This is a genomic window from Reyranella sp. GW821-FHT14A01 (assembly GCF_058803965.1).
In genome coordinates this window covers 1-19,376 of record NZ_JBXAPM010000015.1, presented here as the reverse complement: position 1 = coordinate 19,376, position 19,376 = coordinate 1, and the positions used below count along the sequence as shown (strand labels likewise).

The 19,376-nt window shown below is 65.7% G+C and carries 16 protein-coding genes; 6 read left to right on the top strand and 10 right to left on the bottom strand.

Annotation, left to right across the window (positions count from 1 at the left end; all coding sequences use genetic code 11):
* Window positions 1-144: 144 nt before the first annotated feature.
* The 7 genes from AC1ROX_RS24540 to AC1ROX_RS24510 form a co-directional block, all read right to left on the bottom strand.
* Entirely contained in the window at window positions 145-849 is a 705-nt protein-coding gene (locus tag AC1ROX_RS24540; RefSeq protein WP_493130143.1) for an ABC transporter ATP-binding protein, read from the bottom strand.
* A 12-nt stretch (window positions 850-861) separates the two neighbouring features.
* Complete coding sequence (locus tag AC1ROX_RS24535; RefSeq protein ID WP_493130141.1) at window positions 862-1,644, bottom strand: ABC transporter ATP-binding protein; 783 nt, start codon at window positions 1,642-1,644, stop codon at window positions 862-864.
* 30 nt (window positions 1,645-1,674) lie between these two features.
* On the bottom strand, window positions 1,675-2,988 hold the full coding sequence (locus AC1ROX_RS24530) for an ABC transporter substrate-binding protein (RefSeq protein WP_493130139.1): 1,314 nt from the start codon (window positions 2,986-2,988) through the stop codon (window positions 1,675-1,677).
* Between the two features lie 76 nt (window positions 2,989-3,064).
* On the bottom strand, window positions 3,065-5,017 hold the full coding sequence (locus AC1ROX_RS24525; RefSeq protein ID WP_493130137.1) for an alkyl/aryl-sulfatase: 1,953 nt from the start codon (window positions 5,015-5,017) through the stop codon (window positions 3,065-3,067).
* Between the two features lie 5 nt (window positions 5,018-5,022).
* Window positions 5,023-6,000 (bottom strand): Bug family tripartite tricarboxylate transporter substrate binding protein, encoded by a 978-nt coding sequence (locus AC1ROX_RS24520; RefSeq protein WP_493130135.1) that lies wholly within the window; start codon window positions 5,998-6,000, stop codon window positions 5,023-5,025.
* 21 nt (window positions 6,001-6,021) lie between these two features.
* A complete protein-coding gene (locus AC1ROX_RS24515) occupies window positions 6,022-6,996 on the bottom strand; it encodes a Bug family tripartite tricarboxylate transporter substrate binding protein (protein WP_493130133.1) in 975 nt (324 codons plus the stop codon).
* 96 nt (window positions 6,997-7,092) lie between these two features.
* Entirely contained in the window at window positions 7,093-8,286 is a 1,194-nt protein-coding gene (locus AC1ROX_RS24510) for an MFS transporter (RefSeq protein ID WP_493130131.1), read from the bottom strand.
* A 71-nt stretch (window positions 8,287-8,357) separates the two neighbouring features.
* On the opposite strand from AC1ROX_RS24510, the gene AC1ROX_RS24505 reads away from it, so the two are divergent.
* The 4 genes from AC1ROX_RS24505 (at window position 8,358) to AC1ROX_RS24490 (ending at window position 14,020) form a co-directional block, all read left to right on the top strand.
* Window positions 8,358-9,152 carry an AraC family transcriptional regulator gene (locus AC1ROX_RS24505; RefSeq protein WP_493130129.1) on the top strand — a complete coding sequence of 265 codons (795 nt, stop codon included), beginning with the start codon at window positions 8,358-8,360 and terminating at the stop codon, window positions 9,150-9,152.
* Between the two features lie 169 nt (window positions 9,153-9,321).
* Complete coding sequence (locus AC1ROX_RS24500; protein WP_493130415.1) at window positions 9,322-11,136, top strand: FAD-dependent oxidoreductase; 1,815 nt, start codon at window positions 9,322-9,324, stop codon at window positions 11,134-11,136.
* A complete protein-coding gene (locus AC1ROX_RS24495; protein WP_493130127.1) occupies window positions 11,121-12,968 on the top strand; it encodes a 2-oxoacid:acceptor oxidoreductase subunit alpha in 1,848 nt (615 codons plus the stop codon). Before AC1ROX_RS24500 ends, AC1ROX_RS24495 begins: the two co-directional genes overlap by 16 nt.
* The gene (locus tag AC1ROX_RS24490) at window positions 12,965-14,020 is read left to right on the top strand and encodes a 2-oxoacid:ferredoxin oxidoreductase subunit beta (RefSeq protein WP_493130125.1); all 1,056 of its coding nucleotides are present in this window, start codon (window positions 12,965-12,967) and stop codon (window positions 14,018-14,020) included. Before AC1ROX_RS24495 ends, AC1ROX_RS24490 begins: the two co-directional genes overlap by 4 nt.
* A 53-nt stretch (window positions 14,021-14,073) precedes the next feature.
* Here AC1ROX_RS24490 and AC1ROX_RS24485 read toward each other — a convergent pair whose 3' ends face one another.
* Window positions 14,074-14,559 carry a cupin domain-containing protein gene (locus AC1ROX_RS24485; protein ID WP_493130123.1) on the bottom strand — a complete coding sequence of 162 codons (486 nt, stop codon included), beginning with the start codon at window positions 14,557-14,559 and terminating at the stop codon, window positions 14,074-14,076.
* Complete coding sequence (locus AC1ROX_RS24480; protein WP_493130121.1) at window positions 14,556-15,203, bottom strand: helix-turn-helix domain-containing protein; 648 nt, start codon at window positions 15,201-15,203, stop codon at window positions 14,556-14,558. Before AC1ROX_RS24480 ends, AC1ROX_RS24485 begins: the two co-directional genes overlap by 4 nt.
* 82 nt (window positions 15,204-15,285) lie before the next feature.
* Here AC1ROX_RS24480 and AC1ROX_RS24475 point away from each other — a divergent pair, with 82 nt between their 5' ends.
* Window positions 15,286-16,215, top strand: a complete 930-nt coding sequence (locus AC1ROX_RS24475) for a hypothetical protein (RefSeq protein ID WP_493130119.1) — start codon at window positions 15,286-15,288, stop codon at window positions 16,213-16,215.
* Here AC1ROX_RS24475 and AC1ROX_RS24470 read toward each other — a convergent pair.
* Window positions 16,198-17,913, bottom strand: a complete 1,716-nt coding sequence (locus AC1ROX_RS24470; protein WP_493130117.1) for an ABC transporter ATP-binding protein/permease — start codon at window positions 17,911-17,913, stop codon at window positions 16,198-16,200. The genes AC1ROX_RS24475 and AC1ROX_RS24470 overlap by 18 nt on opposite strands.
* A gap of 81 nt (window positions 17,914-17,994) precedes the next feature.
* Between AC1ROX_RS24470 and AC1ROX_RS24465 the strand changes: the two genes are divergently transcribed.
* On the top strand, window positions 17,995-19,287 hold the full coding sequence (locus tag AC1ROX_RS24465; RefSeq protein ID WP_493130115.1) for an RsmB/NOP family class I SAM-dependent RNA methyltransferase: 1,293 nt from the start codon (window positions 17,995-17,997) through the stop codon (window positions 19,285-19,287).
* Window positions 19,288-19,376 lie beyond the last annotated feature (89 nt).

The window sequence follows — 19,376 nt, the reverse complement described above, 5'->3', positions numbered from 1 at the left end:
CCATTCAGATGGGGAAGTGCCCCGTCATACGGGGCGATGGGGCCATGGGCGTTGCAAAATTCATGACCCCTCCGTCGGCGTAAAACGCCGACACCTCCCCATTTGAATGGGGAGGAAGGTGATTCTACTTCGAACGGAAGGACTCTAAACACCGAGATACGCCTGACGGATGGAATCGTCGGCCAGCAGGTCGGCCGAGGCGCCGGAGGCACGGATCGAACCGGCCTCCAGCAGGTAGGCGCGGTCCACGACCTTCAGCACCTGCTGCACGTTCTGCTCGACAATCAGCACCGTGAGGCCGCCCGCTCGGATGCGCTTCACCAGCTCGAACACCTGCTGCACCACGACGGGCGCGAGTCCGGCCGACGGCTCGTCGAGCAGCAGCAGCTTGGGATCGCTCATCAGCGCGCGCCCGATGGCGCACATCTGCTGCTCGCCGCCCGACATGGTGCCGGCCAGCTGGTTGCGCCGTTCCTTCATCCGCGGGAACAGGTCGAACACGAAGTCCATGCGCTCGCGATAGCGGGCGCGCGCCTCGGGCATGTAGGCGCCCATGCGCAGATTGTCCTCGACGCTGAGCCGCGGGAACAGGCGCCGATTCTCCGGCACGTGCGCGACACCGAGGCTCACGATGAGGTGCGCCGCGGTCGCCAGCACGTCGGTGCCCTGCATCGCGATCGAGCCCTTGGTCGGGCGGATCAGGCCGGAGATCACGCGCATCAAGGTCGTCTTGCCGGCGCCGTTGGGGCCGATGACGCCCACCGCCTCGCCCGCCTTGACGTCGAGGTCGATACCGAATAGCGCCTGGAACCGGCCGTAACCGGCGTCGATCGATCTGAGTTCAAGCATGATGCGGCCCCGTCAGCGCTTGGTCGCGCCGCTGCCGCCGCCGGCAGCAGCCGCCGCGGCCGTGGCCTGCGTGGCGTGGGCATCGGTGCCGAGATAGACCTCGATCACGCGGGGATCGTGCGACACCGCACTCGGCAGGCCCTCGGAGATCTTCTCCCCATGGTCCAGCACCATGACGCGGTCCACGACCTTCATCAGCACGCCCATGATGTGCTCGACCCAGATGATGGTGATGCCGAGCTCGGTGCGGATCTTGCGCAGCATCTCGGCGGCCTGGTCCATCTCGGTCTCGTCGAGACCGCCCAGGCTCTCATCGGCCAGCAGCAGCTTCGGCCCGGTGGCGATCGCCTTGGCGAGTTCGAGCTTCTTGAGGCCCGCTGCGCCCAGCCCGTCGACGCTGGCGGCGCGGTCCGTCGGCAGGCCGACCATGTCGAGCGCCTTCTCGGCGGCTTCCTCGGCCTTGGCCAGGCTGTGGCTGCCCTGGCCGTAATAGCCGGCCAGCGCCACATTCTCGAAGATGGTGAGCCGGCGGAACGGCCGCGGGATCTGGAAGGTCCGTCCGACACCACTGTTGATGATGCGGTGCGACGGTAGCCCAGAAATCTCCTTGCCGTCGAAACGGATCGATCCCGATGTCGGCGGGAACGTTCCCGACAGCATGTTGAAGATCGTGCTCTTGCCCGAGCCGTTGGGACCGATCAGGCCGAGAATCTCGCCCTGATCGACCTTGAACGACACGTTGTTCACGGCCGTGAACCCGCCGAAACGCTTTACCAAGCCCTCTACAACCAGCACGGCCCGCCCCTTGTTCGTTGCGGCCGTGGCCTACTGGTTGCTGAAGCCCGAGGTCTTGGGCAGCGGCAGCACCGGCTCGCGCTGCTGCTGGCTCTTCGGCCACACCACGTACGACTTGTCGTCGACATACTGGATGATGACCGGGAAGGAGCGCTCGTTCTGGCCGGCGATCGGCGAACCCTCGCCCGCGAACTTCACGCCGAAGCCCAGCATGGTGCCGCCTTCCGGCAGATCGACCTCGAGAGCCGCCTTGCGCAGCGCATCGGGATCGACGCCGCCATGCTTCTTGATGGCGCGCGGCAGTACCTCGGTGAAGAACACATAGGCGTTGGAGGCGGCGATGCCGACATGCGCCGAGCGGATCGCGACGCCCGGCTTCAGCTTGTCGAACTCCTCGCCGACCATCTTGATCACCGGCGGCAGCTTCGGGTCGAGCGTCGCCTGGTTGGCGAGCCAGATCGAGATCGGGTCGATGTTGAACACGTAGTTCACATCGCCGCCCATGCCGTCCTTGAGCTTCTCGTAGACGCCGTAGCCCGCGCCGTGGCCGACCAGCGCGCCGAACTTCAGCCCCTGCTCGCGCGCCTGGCGGGCGAACAGCGTGATGTCGGGATTGTAGCCGGTATGGAAGATCACGTCCGGACGGGCGCGCTTCAGCTTGGTCACCAGCGCCGACAGGTCGGGCGCCGTCGCCGAATAGCCTTCCTTCATGACGATCTGGAAGCCGGCCTTCTTGGAGCCCGCCTCGTTGCCCTTGGAGACGTCGACGCCGTACGAGCCATCCTCATGGATGATCGCCACGCGCATGTCCTTCGGCTCCTTGCCGAATTTCGCCTTGGCGTTCTTCTCGATCATGTCGGCGGCCATCAGGCCGAACTGCTGGCCCGAAGCCTGCGGGCGAAACGTGTATTTCAGGTTCTTGTTCTCGACCACGCCCGTGGAAATACAGGTGGTGATCCACATGAAGTTCTTGAGCTGCTCGACGCGCGCCGCGACGGGCACGCATTGCGCCGAGGAGAAGAACCCCATCACGAGGTTGACCTTCTCCTGCTCGATCAGGCGCACCGCCTCGTTGATGGCGACGTCGGGCTTGCTCTGCGCGTCGGCGTAGACGGCCTCGATCTTGTAGCCCTCGACTCCACCCTGCTTGATGAAATTGTCGATCATGATCTTGGCGCCGGTGTAGTTCAGCTCCGAGCCGCCGCCGGCCAGCGGGCCGGTCAGGTCGTAGATGACGCCGATCTTGATCTTCTTCTCCTGGGCCTGGGCGGAAACCGCCATGCCCAATGCCGCGACGGCGGCAACCGCCCCACCTAAAATGCGGACAGCCCTACGCATGAGCATAAACTCCTCCCATAGACTTCTAATATTCGTTGTCCCCATCACAGGGAACGCGGGAGGTTCTGTCAAGCGTTTCGCGTCAGCGACCTTCTCCCGGCGTTAGAATCTCGAACATCATTCCCGCCGGCGGATCCATCATCGAAAACAGCGCGCCGAGCTTCGGGATCTCTCCTTCTAGTTTCAACGCACCGTTCGCCAGCGCGTCGGGAATGGTGAGCTTGCGCATCACGATCTGGTCCATCGTGGCGCGCGTCGTCGTGACGGACACATCGGCGTTCGCCGCCGTCTCGCCCATGCGATGCGTGAGCGTGCTGTGCTTCAGGGTGAGCGCCAGCGTCTCGTTGCGATCGGTGAAACGCCAGTTGACGACCAGCGACTGTCCCGCCGCCTTCGCCGCGTCGAGACGGATCGACAGCATGTCGAAGAAGACGTCGCTGGTGAGGCCCGCCAGCGTGTCGGCGCTCATGCCGGGACGCACCGGTATCTGGAAGACGCCATGGCGCAGCTCCTGCGCGCCGTAGAGGAAGGCGTTGCGCCACGTAGCGGACTCCGCCTGGTAGCCCATCTGCTCCAGCGCATCGGCGCAGAGCCCGCGAGCCTCCTTGTTGTTCGGCTCGGCGTAGACGATTTCCTTCATGACCTGGGCGACCCAGCGGAACTCGCCCCTGGCGAAGTCCAACCGCGCCTTCTCGATCACCGCGGCCGCGCCGCCCATGTATTCGACGAACTTCTTCGCGGCCGGCGCCGGCGGCAGAGGATGGAGGTTGCACGGGTTGCCGTCGTACCAGGAGAGATAGCGCTGGTAGACCGCCTTCACATTGTGGCTGACCGATCCGTAATAGCCGCGCGCCGACCAGCGCTCGGCAAGACCGGGCGGCAGGTCGATCACCTCGGCGATCTCGGCCGGACGCCAGCCGCGATTCATGTAGCGCAGCGTCTGGTCGTGGATGTGCTTGTAGAGGTCGCGCTGGGCCTCGAGGTAGTCGATGATCTTCGAATTGCCCCAAGTCGGCCAGTGATGCTGGCCGATCAGGATCATGGTCTTCGGCCCGTACATGGCGATGGCGTCGCCGATATACTTGGCCCAGATGCGCGGATCGCGCGCTACGGCGCCCCGCAGCGGGATGAAGTTGTGCAGCAGCGGGCAGGCATTCTCCGCCATGTTGAGCACGCCGAGCTGCGGATAGAACATGTGCATCTCGGCCGGCGCCTCGGTCTCGGGCGCGAGCTGGAAGACGATCTCGATACCGTCGATCGTGTGCGTCTCGACCGCCTTGGAAATCGACTGCGTCGGCGCGATCAGGCCCGGCGTGCCGCGCGCCACGCTCTTGCCGAGGCCGGCATCGACCTGGCCACGGGCGCCGCGCGGCAGCATCGTGCCGAACTGGAATTGCGCGCGACGCGACATTGGCGGTCCCGCCAGCACGTTCTCGCCCGAGATGGCTTCCATGAATCCGGCCGGCGCGATCACCCGCACTTTACCGGCCTTCACATCAGCCTCGTCGACCACGCCGCGCACGCCGCCGTAATGGTCGATATGGCTGTGGGTATAGATCACGGCGAGGACCGGCTTGTGCGGCCGGTGCGCGTAGTAAAGGTCGAGCGCGGCGCGCGAGACCTCGGCGGTCGTCAGCGGGTCGATCAGGATCAGGCCGCTGTCGCCCTCGATCACCGTCATGTTGGCGATGTCGAAGCCGCGCAGCTGGTACAGCCTGTCAGTGACCCTGAAGAGACCATTGGCGAGGTTGAGCCGCGCCATGCGCCACAGGCTGGGATTGACCGTGTTGGGCGCCAGCTCGCCGTCGATGAAGGCGTATTCGCCCAGGTTCCACAGGACCGTGCCGCCGCCGGTGCGGACGATGCCCTCCGGCACCGTGGCAATCAGCCCGCGCTTCACCGCCTCGAAGTCGGCGGTGTTCGAGAACGGCAGGTGCGCCGCCATCGCGGCATTGGCGGCCTTGGTTGCGGGTTCGGCGTCGCGTGCGGCGTCGAGGTGGGAGGATGGAACCGGAACGGCCGACGCGGACGCCATGAACCCTAGCCCTCGACCTTGATGTTGTTTTCCTTGACCACCTTGATCCATCGCTCGGTCTCGAACTTCACTCGATCGAGATAGGCCTGCGGCGTGCTGCCGGTCGTGAAGAAGCCCAGCTCGGCGAACCTCTTCTTCACGGCGGGATCCTTGAGCGTCTCAAGACAGAGCGCATTCAGCTTCTCGACGATGGGCGCCGGAAGACCCGCCGGTCCCACGAGCCCGAAGAAGGCCGCGCTCTCCAGGTCCTTCATGCCGAGCTCGGCCACGGTCGGAACGTCGGGGCAGACGGTCGAGCGTTCGGGCGACGCAACGGCGATGCCGGTGAGACGACCCGCCGCGACATGCGTGCCGGTCGGCAGCACGACGTCGATCATGATCGGCAGATGGCCGCCCATGACATCGCGCAACGCATCGGCCGCGCCCTTGTAGGAGACGCTCTCCAGGTTGAGTTTGTTGCGGGTGCGGAACAGTTCGCCCCACAGATGCGGCTGGTTGCCCATGCCCGACGTCGCGTAGCGCACGCGCTGCGGCTGCTTGTTCACCCACTCGGCGAACTCGGCATAGTTCTTGGCCGGCAACGCCTTGCCGTCGATCGCCAGGAGATCGGGGATGTCGACCAGGGTCGAGATCATCTGGAAATCCTTGAGCGGATCGAACGGCTGCTTGAGGCCGAGCGCGACATTGGTCGCCATCGTCGCGGCGCCCAACAGCAACGTATTGCCGTCCGGCTTGGCCTTGGCCACCGCGTCCATGCCGATGATGGTGTTGCCGCCGCCCTTGTTCTCGACGATCACCTGCTGGCCGAGCATCCCCGACAGCTTCTCGGCGACGATGCGGCCGGCCGTATCGGTCGAGCCGCCGGCCACGTAAGGCACCACCAGCCTTATCGGCTGGCTGGGCCAGGCCTGCGCCCGCACCGCGGAGGCGCCGACAATCGTCCAGCCGGCGGCGCCCGCCAGCACATTCCTTCTCTTGATCATGATCACACCCTCGAACGAACGCTAACCTTCGACCTTGATATTGTTGTCCTTCACCACCTTGGTCCACCGCTCGGTCTCGAACTTCAGCTTTTCGAGATAGGCCTCCGGGGTGCTGCCGGTCATGAAGAAGCCCAGTTCGCTGTACTTCTTGATGACTTCGGGATCCTTGATGATTTGCTGCACCAGCCCGTTCAGGCGGTCGACGATCGGCCGCGGCACGCCGGCCGGCGCTACGACGCCATAGAACACCGCGCTCTCCATATCCTTCATGCCGATCTCGGCGACCGTTGGAACGTCGGGACAGATCGTCGAGCGCTCTGCCGAGGCCACGACGATGCCGGTCATGCGGCCCGCCGCGACGTGGTTACCGGTCGGCAGCACGACGTCGATGATCACCGGCACATGGCCGCCCATCACGTCGCGCAGCGTGTCGGCCACGCCCTTGTAGGCGACATTCTCCATCTTGAGCCCGGTGCGGGCGCGGAACAGCTCACCCCACAGATGCGGCTGGTTGCCGACGCCCGACGTCCCGTAGCGCACCTTCTCGGGCTGCTTGTTCACCCATTCGACGAACTCAGCGAAATTGCGCACCGGCACGTTCTTGTTGACGGCGATCATGTCGGGAATGTCCGCCACCGTGGAGATCGGCTGGAAGTCCTTGAGCGGATCGTAGGGCTGCTTCAGGCCGAGCGCTGCGTTGGTCGCCAGCGTCGTCGTGCCGAGCAGCAGCGTATGGCCGTCGGGCTTGGACTTGGCCACCAGTTCCATGCCGATGATGGTGTTGCCGCCGCCCCTGTTCTCGACGATCACCTGCTGCCCGAGCAGCGCGCCCATCTTTTCGGCGACGATGCGGCCGGCCGTGTCGGTGGCGCCGCCAGGAATGTAGGGAACGACGATCTTGATCGGTTGGCTGGGCCAGGCCTGCGCCCGCACGGCCGAAGCCCCGACGATCGTCCAGCCGGCGGTTCCCGCCAGCACGGTACGCCTCTTGAGCATGATCCCACCCTCGCTTTGTTTTCTTGGGAGGCAGGATCGCAAACGCGCGACGGCCGCGCAATCAGGCGCGGCCGTCGATTATTGCAGTCGAACCGGCTACTCGGCGGGCTTGGGCGCCGCCGCGATGGCGTGCACGTCCTTCTCGCTGGGCAGCATCGACAGGGCCAGGAAGGAGCAGAAGGCGACGCCCGCCAGCACCGAGAGCAGCACGGGGAAGCCCGCATCCTTCACCGCCGGGCCGATCAGCGCCACGACGAAGGAGCTGACGCCGAAGCCGATCGCCAGGCGCACGCCGGTGACGCGGCTGCGCATGCGGTCGTCGATGTAGCGCACGATCATGGCGTCGGTGAACGGAATGGCGCCGAACACCAGCAACATGAAGGCGATGGCCGTGAGGAACAGCGCCCAGCCCTGGACCTGCGAGGCGATCAGGAACAGCGGCACCTGCAGCAGCACGATCGGCAGGTAGATGTTCTTCAGCGGATAGCGGTCGATCAACTTGCCGACCACAAGCTGCGCCAGCGAGGCCAGCGAGAAGATGACGAACAGCATCGTCGCCAGCACCGTCGGATCCTGCGCAAGTTCCCTGGCGCGGATGCTGAGCAGCTCGCCGTTTCCGTTGGTCGTGAAGTTGAAGATGATGCTGCCGGTCACCGCGGTGAAGGTCATGATCCCGAACACGCGCGCCATCACCGACGGCGGCAGGTCGAGCATCTTGGCCTTGCGCTTGGCTGGCGCCTCTTCCTCGCGCGGCACCAGTGCCACGAAGGCGACGGCGCAGATCAGGCAGATGACGCCCGGGATGATGAACGCCGCCTGCCAGCCGAAGCGCTGGGCGATGTAGACCGAGAGGCCAGCGGCGATGGCGATGCCCATGTTGCCGGCCAGGCCGTTCACGCCGATCGTGAAGCCGGGGTTCTTGGCCTTCTGGACCAGCATCGGAATGCCGACTGGGTGATAGATCGAGGCGAAGGCGCCCATCAGGGTCAGCGCCGCGCCGATCTGCCACTTGTTGCTGCAGAGCGCGATGATCAGCGCCGAGACCCCCATGCCGACGAAGAAGATCACCATCATGATCCAGCGGCCCCAATGGTCGCCGAGGCGGCCGCTCACGATCGAGCCGGCGCCAAACATGAAGAGTGCGCCATAATTGAAGGGAGTGAGCTCGGTCCACTCGACGCCCCAGACGCCGGCGATGACGCCCCAGGAATAGGCGAAGACCACCAGGATCCAGTGATCCATGGCGTGGCCGATATTGAGCAGGATCGAGGTGGGACTGCCGTGGCTCATCTTGTTGGTTCCTCCAGACCTGGCAGGGTAGGCGTGGCTCGCCTGTCTGTCTCGCGCTATAATGCCAACCAATGTCGCAAAACACCCAAGCCGATCCGCGCTCGACGAACCCGGAGGACTACCAGCGGGTGCCGCGGGCGGTCGCGGCCATGCCCAAGGATTTCGCCGACGGCTTCGAGATCGCGCCGCACCGCCATCGCCGCGCCCAGCTCATCTATGCGACGGCGGGCACCATGCGCATTTCGACGGAAGAGGCCGTCTGGGTGGTGCCGCCGCAGCGCGCACTGTGGATGCCGCCCGGCGTGCGTCATTCCATCGTGATGTCGGGCGACGTGACCATGCGCACACTCTATCTGCGCCAGGACGCGGCCGAAGGCATGCCCGAGGTCTGCCGGGTGCTGCACATCTCTCCCCTGCTGCGCGAGCTGATCGTGCGGGCGACCGAAATGCCGGTGCATTACGACGAGCGCGGCGCCGCCGGCCATGTCGAGGCGCTGATCCTCGACGAGCTGCACCACGAACCGTCGCTACCGCTGCAATTGCCCATGCCGCGCGACAAGCGGCTCCAGCGTCTCTGCTCCGCCCTGCTGGCGGCTCCCGGCGATCAAAGGACCCTCGAGGAATGGGCGGGTTGGGCGAATGCCAGCCCCCGCACCCTCGCCCGCCTGTTCGTGACGGAGACCGGCCTGACCTTCGGGGCCTGGCGCCAGCAGGCGCGCGTCCTCGAGGCGATGGGCCGGCTAAGCGGCGGCCAGGCCGTGACCGATATCGCCCTCGACCTTGGCTATGACAGCGTCAGCGCCTTCAGTGCGATGTTCCGCCGGGCGGCAGGCGTGTCGCCCAGCGCCTATCGCCCTTCACGCTAAAAGCCCTGTGTGTTGTGAGGGGATTTTGCATGCCATTGCAAATGGTTAGCAAAGAAGATTGCTTGACGCTGAAGGGTAATAATCCCCCAATGCGCCCCCTGTTTAGGGTAATCTAAATCGTCGTTTACCGGAGTGTGTCGCTACTCCCCGCCGCCGCTTGGAGTTTATGTTGAAGCCGACCGATATCGCCAATCCCGACTACTTCCATAAGGTCGTCGATTGCCAGTGGGCATGTCCTGCCCACACGCCAGTCCCCGAGTACATCCGGTTGATCGCGCACGGACGCTATTCCGACGCGTACATGATCAACTGGAAGTCCAACGTCTTCCCGGGAATCCTCGGCCGCACCTGCGACCGCCCCTGCGAGCCGGCGTGCCGGCGCAGCCGCGTCGAAGACGAGAACCTCGTGAAGGGAAAGAAGGAGCCGGTCGCGATCTGCCGGCTGAAGCGCGTCGCCGCCGACTACAAGGACGACGACGACATCAACGCCAAGATGCCCAAGGCGCCGGAGAAGAACGGCCGGCGGATCGCCTGCATCGGCGGTGGCCCCTCGTCGCTCACGGTCGCGCGCGACCTTGCCGTGCTGGGCTACGAGATCGTCATCTACGACCAGGATCCCAAGCTCGGCGGCTTCATCCGCACGCAGATCCCGCACTTCCGCCTGCCCGAATCGGTGATCGACGAGGAAGTCGGCTACATCACCGGCATCGGCAACGTCGAGTTCCGCCACCAGAGGGTCGACTCGCTGAAGGCCGTGCTGGCCGAAGGCTATGACTCGGTGTTCGTCGGCTCCGGCGCACCGCGCGGCCGCGACCTCGACGTGCCGGGCCGCAAGGAAGCCGCCGCCAACATCCATATCGGCCTCGACTGGCTGTCGTCCGTCTCGTTCGGCCACATCACCAAGGTCGGCAAGCGCGTGATCGTGCTGGGCGGCGGCAACACCGCGATGGACTGCTGCCGCACCGCCCGCCGCCTGGGCGGCGAGGACGTGAAGGTGATCGTCCGGTCCGGCTTCGACGAGATGAAGGCCTCGCCCTGGGAAAAGGAAGACGCGATCGGCGAGGATATTCCCATCCTCAACATGCTCGTTCCGAAGGAAGTCCGCCACGAGGGCGGCAAGATCAAGGGCGTGCTGTTCGAGAAGGTGGTCGCCAAGTACGACGACAAGGGCCGCCGCAGTCTCGTGCCGTCGGGCGAGCCCGACGAGTTCCACGAGTGCGACGACGTCCTGGTGGCGATCGGCCAGGAGAACGCCTTCCCGTGGATCGAGAAGGACGCAGGCATCGAGTTCGACAAGTGGGGCCTGCCCCAGCTCAACGAGAAGACTTTCGGCAGCACGCATCCGAAGGTGTTCTTCGGCGGCGACGCGGCCTTCGGCCCGAAGAACATCATCTGGGCGGCCGCGCACGGCCATGACGCCGCGATCTCCATCCACAAGGTGCTGATCGGCGAGAACCCCGAGGAGCGTCCTGCCCCCGGCGTCAACGTCGCCAGCCAGAAGATGGGCATCCACGAGTGGAGCTACGATAACGCCCCCACCATCGACCATCGCCTGAAGGTTCCGCATCGCCCCAAGAAGGAAGCGCTGAAGGACATCATGGCCGAGGTCGAGCTGGGCTTCGATCCGCAGCTTGCCTTCAAGGAAGCGCAGCGCTGCCTGAACTGCGACGTCCAGACGGTGTTCAGCGGCCAGCTCTGCATCGAATGCGACGCCTGTGTCGACATCTGCCCGATGGACTGCATCACCTTCACCGAAAACGGTGAGGAGAAGGAGCTGCGCCTGCATCTGACGGCGCCGGCGATGAATCCGACGCAGGATCTCTATATCGGTGACGGCCTCAAGACCCAGAGGGTCATGGTCAAGGACGAAGATGTCTGCCTGCATTGCGGGCTGTGCGCCGAGCGTTGCCCGACCGGCGCATGGGACATGCGCAAGTACTACATGGAAATGACACAAGCGGAGCACGCATGCCGCAAGCAATAGCCGCCGTTAACGACTTCGTCGTCAAGTTCGCGAACGTCAACGGATCCGGATCGGCCTCGGCGAACGAGCTGTTCGCCCGCTCGATCCTGCGCATGGGCGTGCCCGTCAGCCCGCGCAACATCTTCCCGTCGAACATCCAGGGACTGCCGACCTGGTACGAGGTGCGCGTCACCGAGAAGGGCTATCTCGGCCGTCGCGGCGGCGGCGTCGACATGATGGTGGCGATGAACCCGCAGACCTGGGCGGAGGACGTGAAGGAGATCGAGCCGGGCGGCTATCTCTTCTACGACTCGACCAAGCCCATGCCGGCGTCGATGTTCCGCGAGGACATCAACGTGATCGGCGTGCCGCTGACGGCGATCACCAACGCCACCTACTCCGACCCGCGCCAGCGCCAGCTCTTCAAGAACATCATCTATGTCGGCGCGCTCTCGGTGCTGCTCGACATCGACGAGAAGGAAATCCAGCGGCTGTTCGGCGAACAGTTCAAGGGCAAGGAAAAGCTGATCGACTCCAACGTCAAGGCGATGAACCTTGGCCGTGACTGGGTGAAGCAGCATGTCGATCCGGAGCTGGTGAAGATCAAGGTCCGCCACGCCGACAATGTCGGCGACCGCATCTTCGTCGAGGGCAACAGCGCGGCCGCGCTCGGCGCCGTCTATGGCGGCGCCACGGTCTGCGCCTGGTATCCGATCACGCCGTCTTCCTCACTGGCCGAGGCCTTCCAGGCCCATTGCAAGAAGTTCCGGCACGACAAGGAGACCGGCAAGGCCAAGTACGCGATCGTGCAGGCCGAGGACGAGCTGGCCTCGATCGGCATGGTGATCGGCGCGGCCTGGAATGGTGCCCGCTCCTTCACCGCGACCTCCGGCCCCGGCATCTCGCTGATGACCGAGTTCATCGGCCTCGCCTACTTCGCCGAGGTCCCGGCGGTGCTGGTGAACGTGCAGCGTGGCGGTCCCTCGACCGGCATGCCGACGCGCACGCAGCAGTCGGACCTTCTGGGCTGCGCCTACGCCTCCAACGGCGACACCAAGCACGTGCTGCTGTTCCCCGAGGATCCGCGCGAGTGCTTCGAGTTCACCGCCGACGCGCTCGACCTCGCCGACCGGCTACAGACGCCGATCTTCGTCATGACCGACCTCGACATCGGCATGAACCATCGCCTGTGCAAGCCGTTCGCCTGGGACGAGAACCGCGTCCTCGACCGCGGCAAGGTGATGACGGCCGAGGATCTCGACGCGGGCAAGACCTTTGGCCGCTACCTCGACGTCGACGGCGACGGCATCCCGTTCCGCACCTATCCGGGCACGCACCCGACCAAGGGCTCCTACTTCACGCGCGGTACGACCAAGGACGAGTTCGCGCGCTACTCAGAGGAAGGCCCGGTCTATGTGCGCAACATGGAGCGCCTGCAGAAGAAGTGGGAGACCGCGAAGAAGATCGCGCCGCAGCCGCTGCGCTATTCCTCGCCCAAGCCGACCCGCTTCGGCGTGATCTATTTCGGCTCGACGAGCCCGGCGATGGACGAGGCGCTCGACCATCTCGAGGCCGACGGCCATCACGTCAACGCGCTGCGCGTGCGCTCCTTCCCCTTTGCGCAAAGCGTCGAGGATTTCATCCACGAGCACGACCGCGTTTTCGTCGTCGAGCAGAACCGCGACGCGCAGCTCCGCACCATGCTGCTCAGCGAATACACGCTCGACGCGCGCAAGATCGTGCCCGTCCTGCACTATGACGGCACGCCGATCACGGCGCGCTTCATCGCGACCGACATCGCCAAGAAGCTCGGTCAGTTCAAGGTTGTCTCGTTCGACAAGGCCGCGTCATGACCTACATCGCCAAGCCCCGTCTCCATCACCCCTCGCTGGTCAAGAACAAGGCGGGCTACACCCGCCGCGACTACGAGGGCGCCGTCTCGACGCTCTGCGCCGGCTGCGGCCACGATTCGATCAGCGCCGCCATCATCCAGGCCTGTTACGAGCTCGACATCCTGCCCCATCAGGTCGCCAAGCTCTCGGGCATCGGCTGCTCGTCGAAGGCGCCGACCTATTTCGTGGGCGCCAGCCACGGCTTCAACACCGTACACGGCCGCATGCCGTCGGTGATGACCGGCGCCAACCTCGCCAACCGTGACCTGATCTACATGGGCGTGTCGGGCGACGGCGACTCCGCCTCGATCGGCCTCGGCCAGTTCGCCCACGTCATGCGGCGCGGTGTGAACATGACCTACATCGTCATGAACAACGGCGTGTACGGCCTGACCAAGGGCCAGTTCTCCGCCACCGCCGACAAGGGCTCGATCAGCAAGAAGGGAGTCGCCAACTCCGACTCCTCGATCGACATGGTGTCGCTGGCCATCCTGATGGGCGCCACCTTCGTCGGCCGCTCCTTCTCGGGCGACAAGCATCAGCTCGTACCGCTGATCAAGGCGGCGATGGACCACAAGGGCGCCGCCTTCCTCGACGTCATCAGCCCCTGCGTGGCCTTCAACAACCATCCGGGCTCGACCAAGAGCTACGACTATGTGCGTGAGCACAACGAGGCGCTGAACCGCATCGACTTCATCGAGACCCGCGAGGAGATCACCACAGACTACGAGCCGGGCTCCATGAAGATCGTGCAGCAGCATGACGGCTCACTGCTGCGCCTGCGCAAGCTCGGCGAGGAGTATGATCCGTCCGACAAGGTCTCGGCGATGAAGCGCATCCAGGAAGGCATGCACGCCGGCGAGGTCGTGACCGGCCTCCTCTACGTCGATCCGACGCCGAGCGACCTGCACGCCAACCTGAACACGGTCGACGTGCCGTTGAACTCGCTGAACGCCCCGGAACTCTGCCCCGGCACCTCGGCGCTCGACAAGATCAACGCCAGCCTGCGTTAACCCATACGCCGAGAGTAAAGCGAGCGCGCCCTGCAGGGCGCGCTCTTTTGATTCTAGAGGTCGACCCTCTCCTCGGCGACCGACTTGCGCTTTTCCATGTTGAAGCGCCCGGCATAGATCGGCCTTTCGCCGGTCGTCGGGCCGGGATACTGCACGATCAGGATCTCGCCGCCGGTCTCGGTCCTGAATTCGCCCTCGAAATGCGGATCGGGGTGATAGAGCATCGTGCCCGGCGTGCAGGTGCGTCCGTCGATCGTGAAGTCGCCCTTCAGCACCAGCCAGACCTGCGCGAAGCCGTGATAGTGCTCGGGATGATAGGCGCCCGGCTCCAGCCGCAGGATGCCGGCATTGGGCTGGGTCGGGTCCTCGGGCCGGGGATGGAACAGCATCTTGCCGGTCTCGCCCGGCCAGCGAATCGTCTCCCATTCGATCTCGTCGAGATGGCGCACCTGGTAGGGCTTGTGATCGCGTCGCGAGGCTTCGCGCGTCGTATCCAGCGCCGCGTTGGCCGCCGCCGTGTCGGGAACATGCTTGCTCATGGCTTGCTTTCCTCCTTCTTCATTGACGAGAGATGCCACCAATCCGGCACGTCGGCCGCATCGGCGGGCTTCGCCACCGACATCAGCACCTGCGCCTGCCCGCGCCCGGCATTCTCGGCGCGATGCGGCTGCTGCGAATCGATCAGGATGCCGTCGCCTGCCTTCAGCCGGTACGTCGCGTCGCCGACATGGAACAGCACCTCGCCCGACAGCACGTAGCAGTGCTCCTGCCCGGGATGGGACACGGTCCCCTCCATGCCCTTGGCGCGCGGGAAGACGAGATGAAAGACCTCCATCCGGTCGAGCGGTGCGCCGCCGCCAAGATGGCGCCAGCGATAGCCTGTCGCCGCCGCCTCCTGCAGCCCGCCCTCGCCGGCGCGATGCACGGCGACCTTGGTCTTGGCCGGCGCGCCGTCGTTGGGGAACAACTCGTGCAGCCCCAGTCCCAGCACGTCGGCGAGCTGGATCAGGTTGGCGATCGAGGCCGCCGCCTGGCCACGCTCGAGCTTCGACAGAAACCCTTCCGAAACCCCGGCGCGGCCCGCCACATGCGCCAGAGTGAGGCGGGCGCCCGTCCGCGCGGCGCGCAGGCGGCGGCCGATGTCGCGTGTCGTCTCGGCGATGCGGTCGGCTGATTTGCTCATCCTTTCCGCATAGGCCGGACTTTCCTGTAAGGCAAGTTCTCTTTCTCCACTGGCACGCCCTGGAATCGCGTAGGCTCTGCCCATGGACGACACCGCGACAGGCTTCCACCTCGGCGAGGCCGGCTTCTTTCCCTGGGGTACGCGTTTCGATGCCGTGATCCCGGACTTCGAGGGGACGGGCTATGCCCGCCGCACCCTGCCCTGCGCCGAAGCCTACGGCTTCGTCACATGCTCGGCCGAACCGTCATCGCCGCGGCCCGACCGGCCGGTCCTGACCGTCACCTACGAGTTGGCCACCACCGCCAAACCCTCCAGGGACCTGTTCGCCCAGCTCGTCATCCGCCTCGGCGCCCCTCACAAGATCAAGCGCGACGAGCTTTCCCCCTATGCAAGCTCGCCCGATCATGTCGTGCTGTACGCCAACTGGAAAACGGCCGATGGCATCCCCATCGCCCTCTCCCTCTCCGGCGCGCCGCGCGCCACGGAGTTCGGCGACAGCGCCGGCTCGCTCTATCTGAGCTGGGGCAATCTCGAGGCAGCCGCCGAGCCCTGGATCAAGGAGTGGCATGCCAACAACGGCGAGGTCGCGCGCGCGGCGCAATCGATTGGCAAGATCGAAGCCTTCTTCGTCGGCTACGACGTGAAAGCGAGCGACGCCGACGATCCGCGCCGAATCGCCAACCGATGCCTGAACTCGCCCGAATTGCTCGACACGCCAAAGTCGATCGCGGATCCGCTCGGCGACAAGGGCTTCGCGCTATGGAGCGACGCGGCGGGCCAGCGCTGGCATCTCTCGACCGCGGCCTGCACCGTCGTGCTGGGCCAGCCCGACACTTCGGTGGTGAAGGTCGCCAGCATCGAACCAGCGCGTGGCGGCGGCTACGCCTCCATCGACATCGGCTCCTGGTGGGTGCGCGACGCGTGGAAGTCGCGCTCGATCGAAGAGGCCGTCCGCGCCCTGAAGCGCGTGCCCGGCCTCACCATCGAGCGCTACTCAGGGCACGACGCCTAGAACGCCCGTCTCGCCCGGCGCGCGCTTCAGCGAAAGATGGGTCGCGTGCCACTGGCGCAGCGACGGCCGATGGCCGATCGAGACGACCGTGGCCTGCGGCAGCCGCTCCTTCAGCACGCCGTAGACCGCCGCCTCGTTGGCCTCGTCGAGCGAGGCCGTCGCCTCGTCGAGGAACAACCAGTCGGGCTTGAAGACCAGGGCCCGCGCGATGGCCAGCCGCTGCTGCTCGCCGCCCGACAGGATGTTGCTCCAATGCGCCTCCTCGTCGAGGCGGCTCGCGAGGTGGCCGAGCCGCGCCGCTTCCAGCGCCTGCACGATCTCGGCATCGCTCGCCGTCGAGTTCTCGTCGGGATACTTCACCGCGTCACGCAGGGTCGCGATCGGGATGTAGGGCTTCTGCGGCAGGAACAGCACGCGCGCGCCGGCCGGGATCAGCACCCGCCCGTGCCCGAACGGCCAGATGCCGGCCAGTGCCCGGAACAGCGTGCTCTTGCCCGAGCCGCTGGTGCCGGAGATCAGCGTCCACGCGCCCTTGGGCAGGGTGAGGTTCAGGTCCTTGAGCAAGGTCTGCCCATTGGGCAATTCGAGATCGATGCCGCTGGTGCCAACATCGGCGCGACCGGTCTCGGCCAAAACCGTGATCTGCTCCGCCGGCTTCTCGTCGATCGCGGTCTGCAGGCCCTTCAACCGGTCCATCACCGCCCGCAGCTCGGCCACGTTGGTGTAGTTGTCGACGAAGAAGGACAGCGCCGTCTGGACCTGCCCGAACGCCTGCGCCGTCTGCATGACCACGCCCAGCGTGATGGCGCCCGCGAAGAAGCGCGGCGCCGTCACGATGTAGGGGAAGATGATCGCCAGCTGCCCGTAGCCGATCTGGTAGAAGATCAGCTGCGTCTCGGTGACCAGCACGCGCCAGGCATTGTTGAAGACGTCGGTGAATTTCTCTTCCAGCACCGCATTCTCGCGCGGCTCGCCACGATAGAGCGCAATGCCCTCGGCATTCTCGCGCACCCGCATCATGCCGAAGCGGAAGTTCGCCTCATAGCGCTGCTGCAGGAAGTTGAGTGGGATCAATCGGCGGCCGACCAGGTTGGCCAGCCACGTACCGAGGAAAGCGTAGATCAATGCCGCCCAGACCATGTAGCCTGGGACCACCACATCCAGCCCGATAGACGAAAGCGACACTGGCCCAGACAGCCGCCACAGGATGACCAGGAATGCTACCAGCGTCGCCACGGCGCTGATCAAGCCCAGCAGCAGGGTCATGGTGTAGAGACCAAGTAGCCGCAGATCCTCGGCGATGCGCTGGTCAGCATTGTCGACCTTGCGTTCGAGCTCGATGCGGTAATAGCCACGCCCATCCAACCAGTGGTCGAGATAGTGACCCGTCAGCCATCGCCGCCACCGCAGGCGCAGATAGGGGCTGACCAGCCCCCGTGCGACCCCGAAGGCGATAAACAGTGCGGCGATCCAGCCGAAATTAATCATCTCGGTCCAGAACGCCGCTTCGTTCTTGTTCTCCAGACTGTCGTAGAAGCGCCGGTTCCATTCGCTGAAGGCGACATTGACCTCCACACTCGCCAGCGTGAGCCCGATCGCGCCCACGAGCAGGGCGATGGCGATCCAGCGCTCCTCCGACCGGAAGTATGGGATCACCAGCCGCCACCAGTCGACGAAGTAGGAACTCACGCTCTTCATGCAGGAAATCCTTTCGGGCGGCACACTGCCGAGACAGGGCGACGATGACAACGGCGCGCGCGGCGGCTATAGCGCGGCACAATGGATACGACCACACTCGCTTCCCGCCGCGCCGCAGTCGATGTGATGATGGCCTGCCTCGACAAGGGCCAGCCGCTCGATGATGCACTGACCCAGCATCGCGGCTTTGCCGCCCTCGACCCGCGCGATCGCGCCTTCGTGCGCCTGCTGCTGGCCACCACCCTGCGCCACCTGGGCGAAATCGAGGGCGTGCTGTCCGGCCTTATCGAGAAGCCGCTGGAGGGCGCCAACGCGGTCGGCCGCCAGGTCCTGCGCCTGGGCGCCGCCCAGCTGATGTTCCTCGGGACGCCGCCGCACGCCGCCGTCGATACGTCGGTGCGCCTGGTCGAGGAGGCCGGCCTGCATCACCTGAAGGGCCTGGTGAACGCCGTGCTGCGCCGGATCTCGCGCGACGGCGACGCCCTGCTGGTCGATCGCGACCCGGCCCGCCTCAACACGCCGCGCTGGCTGTGGGAGAGCTGGATCCACGCCTATGGCGAGGATGCGACGCGCGCCATTGCGTCCGCGCACCTCAGCGAGGCGCCGCTCGACCTCACCGTCCGTCGGGATGCCGATTTCTGGGCGGGCCAGCTCGAGGCCGAGAAGCTGCCGACCGGCACCTTGCGGCGGACGGGCGGTGGCCACATCGCCGAGCTGCCGGGCTTCGCCGAGGGGACATGGTGGGTGCAGGACGCCGCAGCCGCCCTGCCGGCGCGGCTCTTGGGCGACATCACCGACAAGCGCGTCGCCGATCTCTGCGCCGCCCCGGGCGGCAAGACGATGCAGCTCTGCGCCGCCGGTGCCCAGGTGACGGCCGTCGACATTTCGGCCCGCCGCATGACCCGCCTCGGTGAAAATCTCGCGCGCGCCGGCCTGTCAGCCAATCTCGTGACAGCCGATGCGAGCAAGTGGACGCCCGAGGAGAAGTTCGACGCCATCCTGCTCGACGCACCCTGCTCCGGCACCGGCACCCTGCGCCGCCATCCCGACATCGCCTGGCTGAAGGACGAGGAAGATGTCGCGCGACTGACCGTGACGCAGGACCGCCTGCTGGTGCGCGCCCTCGATATGCTGAAGCCTGGCGGCACCCTCGTCTATGCGGTCTGCTCGCTGCAGGAGGACGAAGGCGTCGAGCGGATCAACGGCCTGCTGGTCCGCAACCCTCAGGTAAAACGCATGCGCGTGACGCCCGAGGAACTGCCCGGCCTCGAAGACGCCATCACCCCGCGGGGCGACGTCCGCACGTACCCTTTCATGTGGGCCGACCGCGGCGGCCTCGACGGGTTTTATATCGCAAGACTCACCACAGCCTGATTCTTTGCTGGGGGCGCGCCACTCCAGTGGCGCGTTCCAGACTCCAGAGCTGTCTCTTCTCCCCATCTGACGCTGCCGACGATTGTCTC

Bases quoted from the DNA above. Each gene is read 5' to 3' on its own strand.
- AC1ROX_RS24540 (WP_493130143.1), bottom strand. From the start codon at position 849: ATGCTTGAACTCAGATCGATCGACGCCGGTTACGGCCGGTTCCAGGCG.
- AC1ROX_RS24530 (WP_493130139.1), bottom strand. From the start codon at position 2,988: ATGCTCATGCGTAGGGCTGTCCGCATTTTAGGTGGGGCGGTTGCCGCC.
- AC1ROX_RS24525 (WP_493130137.1), bottom strand. From the start codon at position 5,017: ATGGCGTCCGCGTCGGCCGTTCCGGTTCCATCCTCCCACCTCGACGCC.
- AC1ROX_RS24520 (WP_493130135.1), bottom strand. From the start codon at position 6,000: ATGATCAAGAGAAGGAATGTGCTGGCGGGCGCCGCCGGCTGGACGATT.
- AC1ROX_RS24515 (WP_493130133.1), bottom strand. From the start codon at position 6,996: ATGCTCAAGAGGCGTACCGTGCTGGCGGGAACCGCCGGCTGGACGATC.
- AC1ROX_RS24510 (WP_493130131.1), bottom strand. From the start codon at position 8,286: ATGAGCCACGGCAGTCCCACCTCGATCCTGCTCAATATCGGCCACGCC.
- AC1ROX_RS24505 (WP_493130129.1), top strand. From the start codon at position 8,358: ATGTCGCAAAACACCCAAGCCGATCCGCGCTCGACGAACCCGGAGGAC.
- AC1ROX_RS24495 (WP_493130127.1), top strand. From the start codon at position 11,121: ATGCCGCAAGCAATAGCCGCCGTTAACGACTTCGTCGTCAAGTTCGCG.
- AC1ROX_RS24490 (WP_493130125.1), top strand. From the start codon at position 12,965: ATGACCTACATCGCCAAGCCCCGTCTCCATCACCCCTCGCTGGTCAAG.
- AC1ROX_RS24485 (WP_493130123.1), bottom strand. From the start codon at position 14,559: ATGAGCAAGCATGTTCCCGACACGGCGGCGGCCAACGCGGCGCTGGAT.
- AC1ROX_RS24480 (WP_493130121.1), bottom strand. From the start codon at position 15,203: ATGAGCAAATCAGCCGACCGCATCGCCGAGACGACACGCGACATCGGC.
- AC1ROX_RS24475 (WP_493130119.1), top strand. From the start codon at position 15,286: ATGGACGACACCGCGACAGGCTTCCACCTCGGCGAGGCCGGCTTCTTT.
- AC1ROX_RS24470 (WP_493130117.1), bottom strand. From the start codon at position 17,913: ATGAAGAGCGTGAGTTCCTACTTCGTCGACTGGTGGCGGCTGGTGATC.
- AC1ROX_RS24465 (WP_493130115.1), top strand. From the start codon at position 17,995: ATGGATACGACCACACTCGCTTCCCGCCGCGCCGCAGTCGATGTGATG.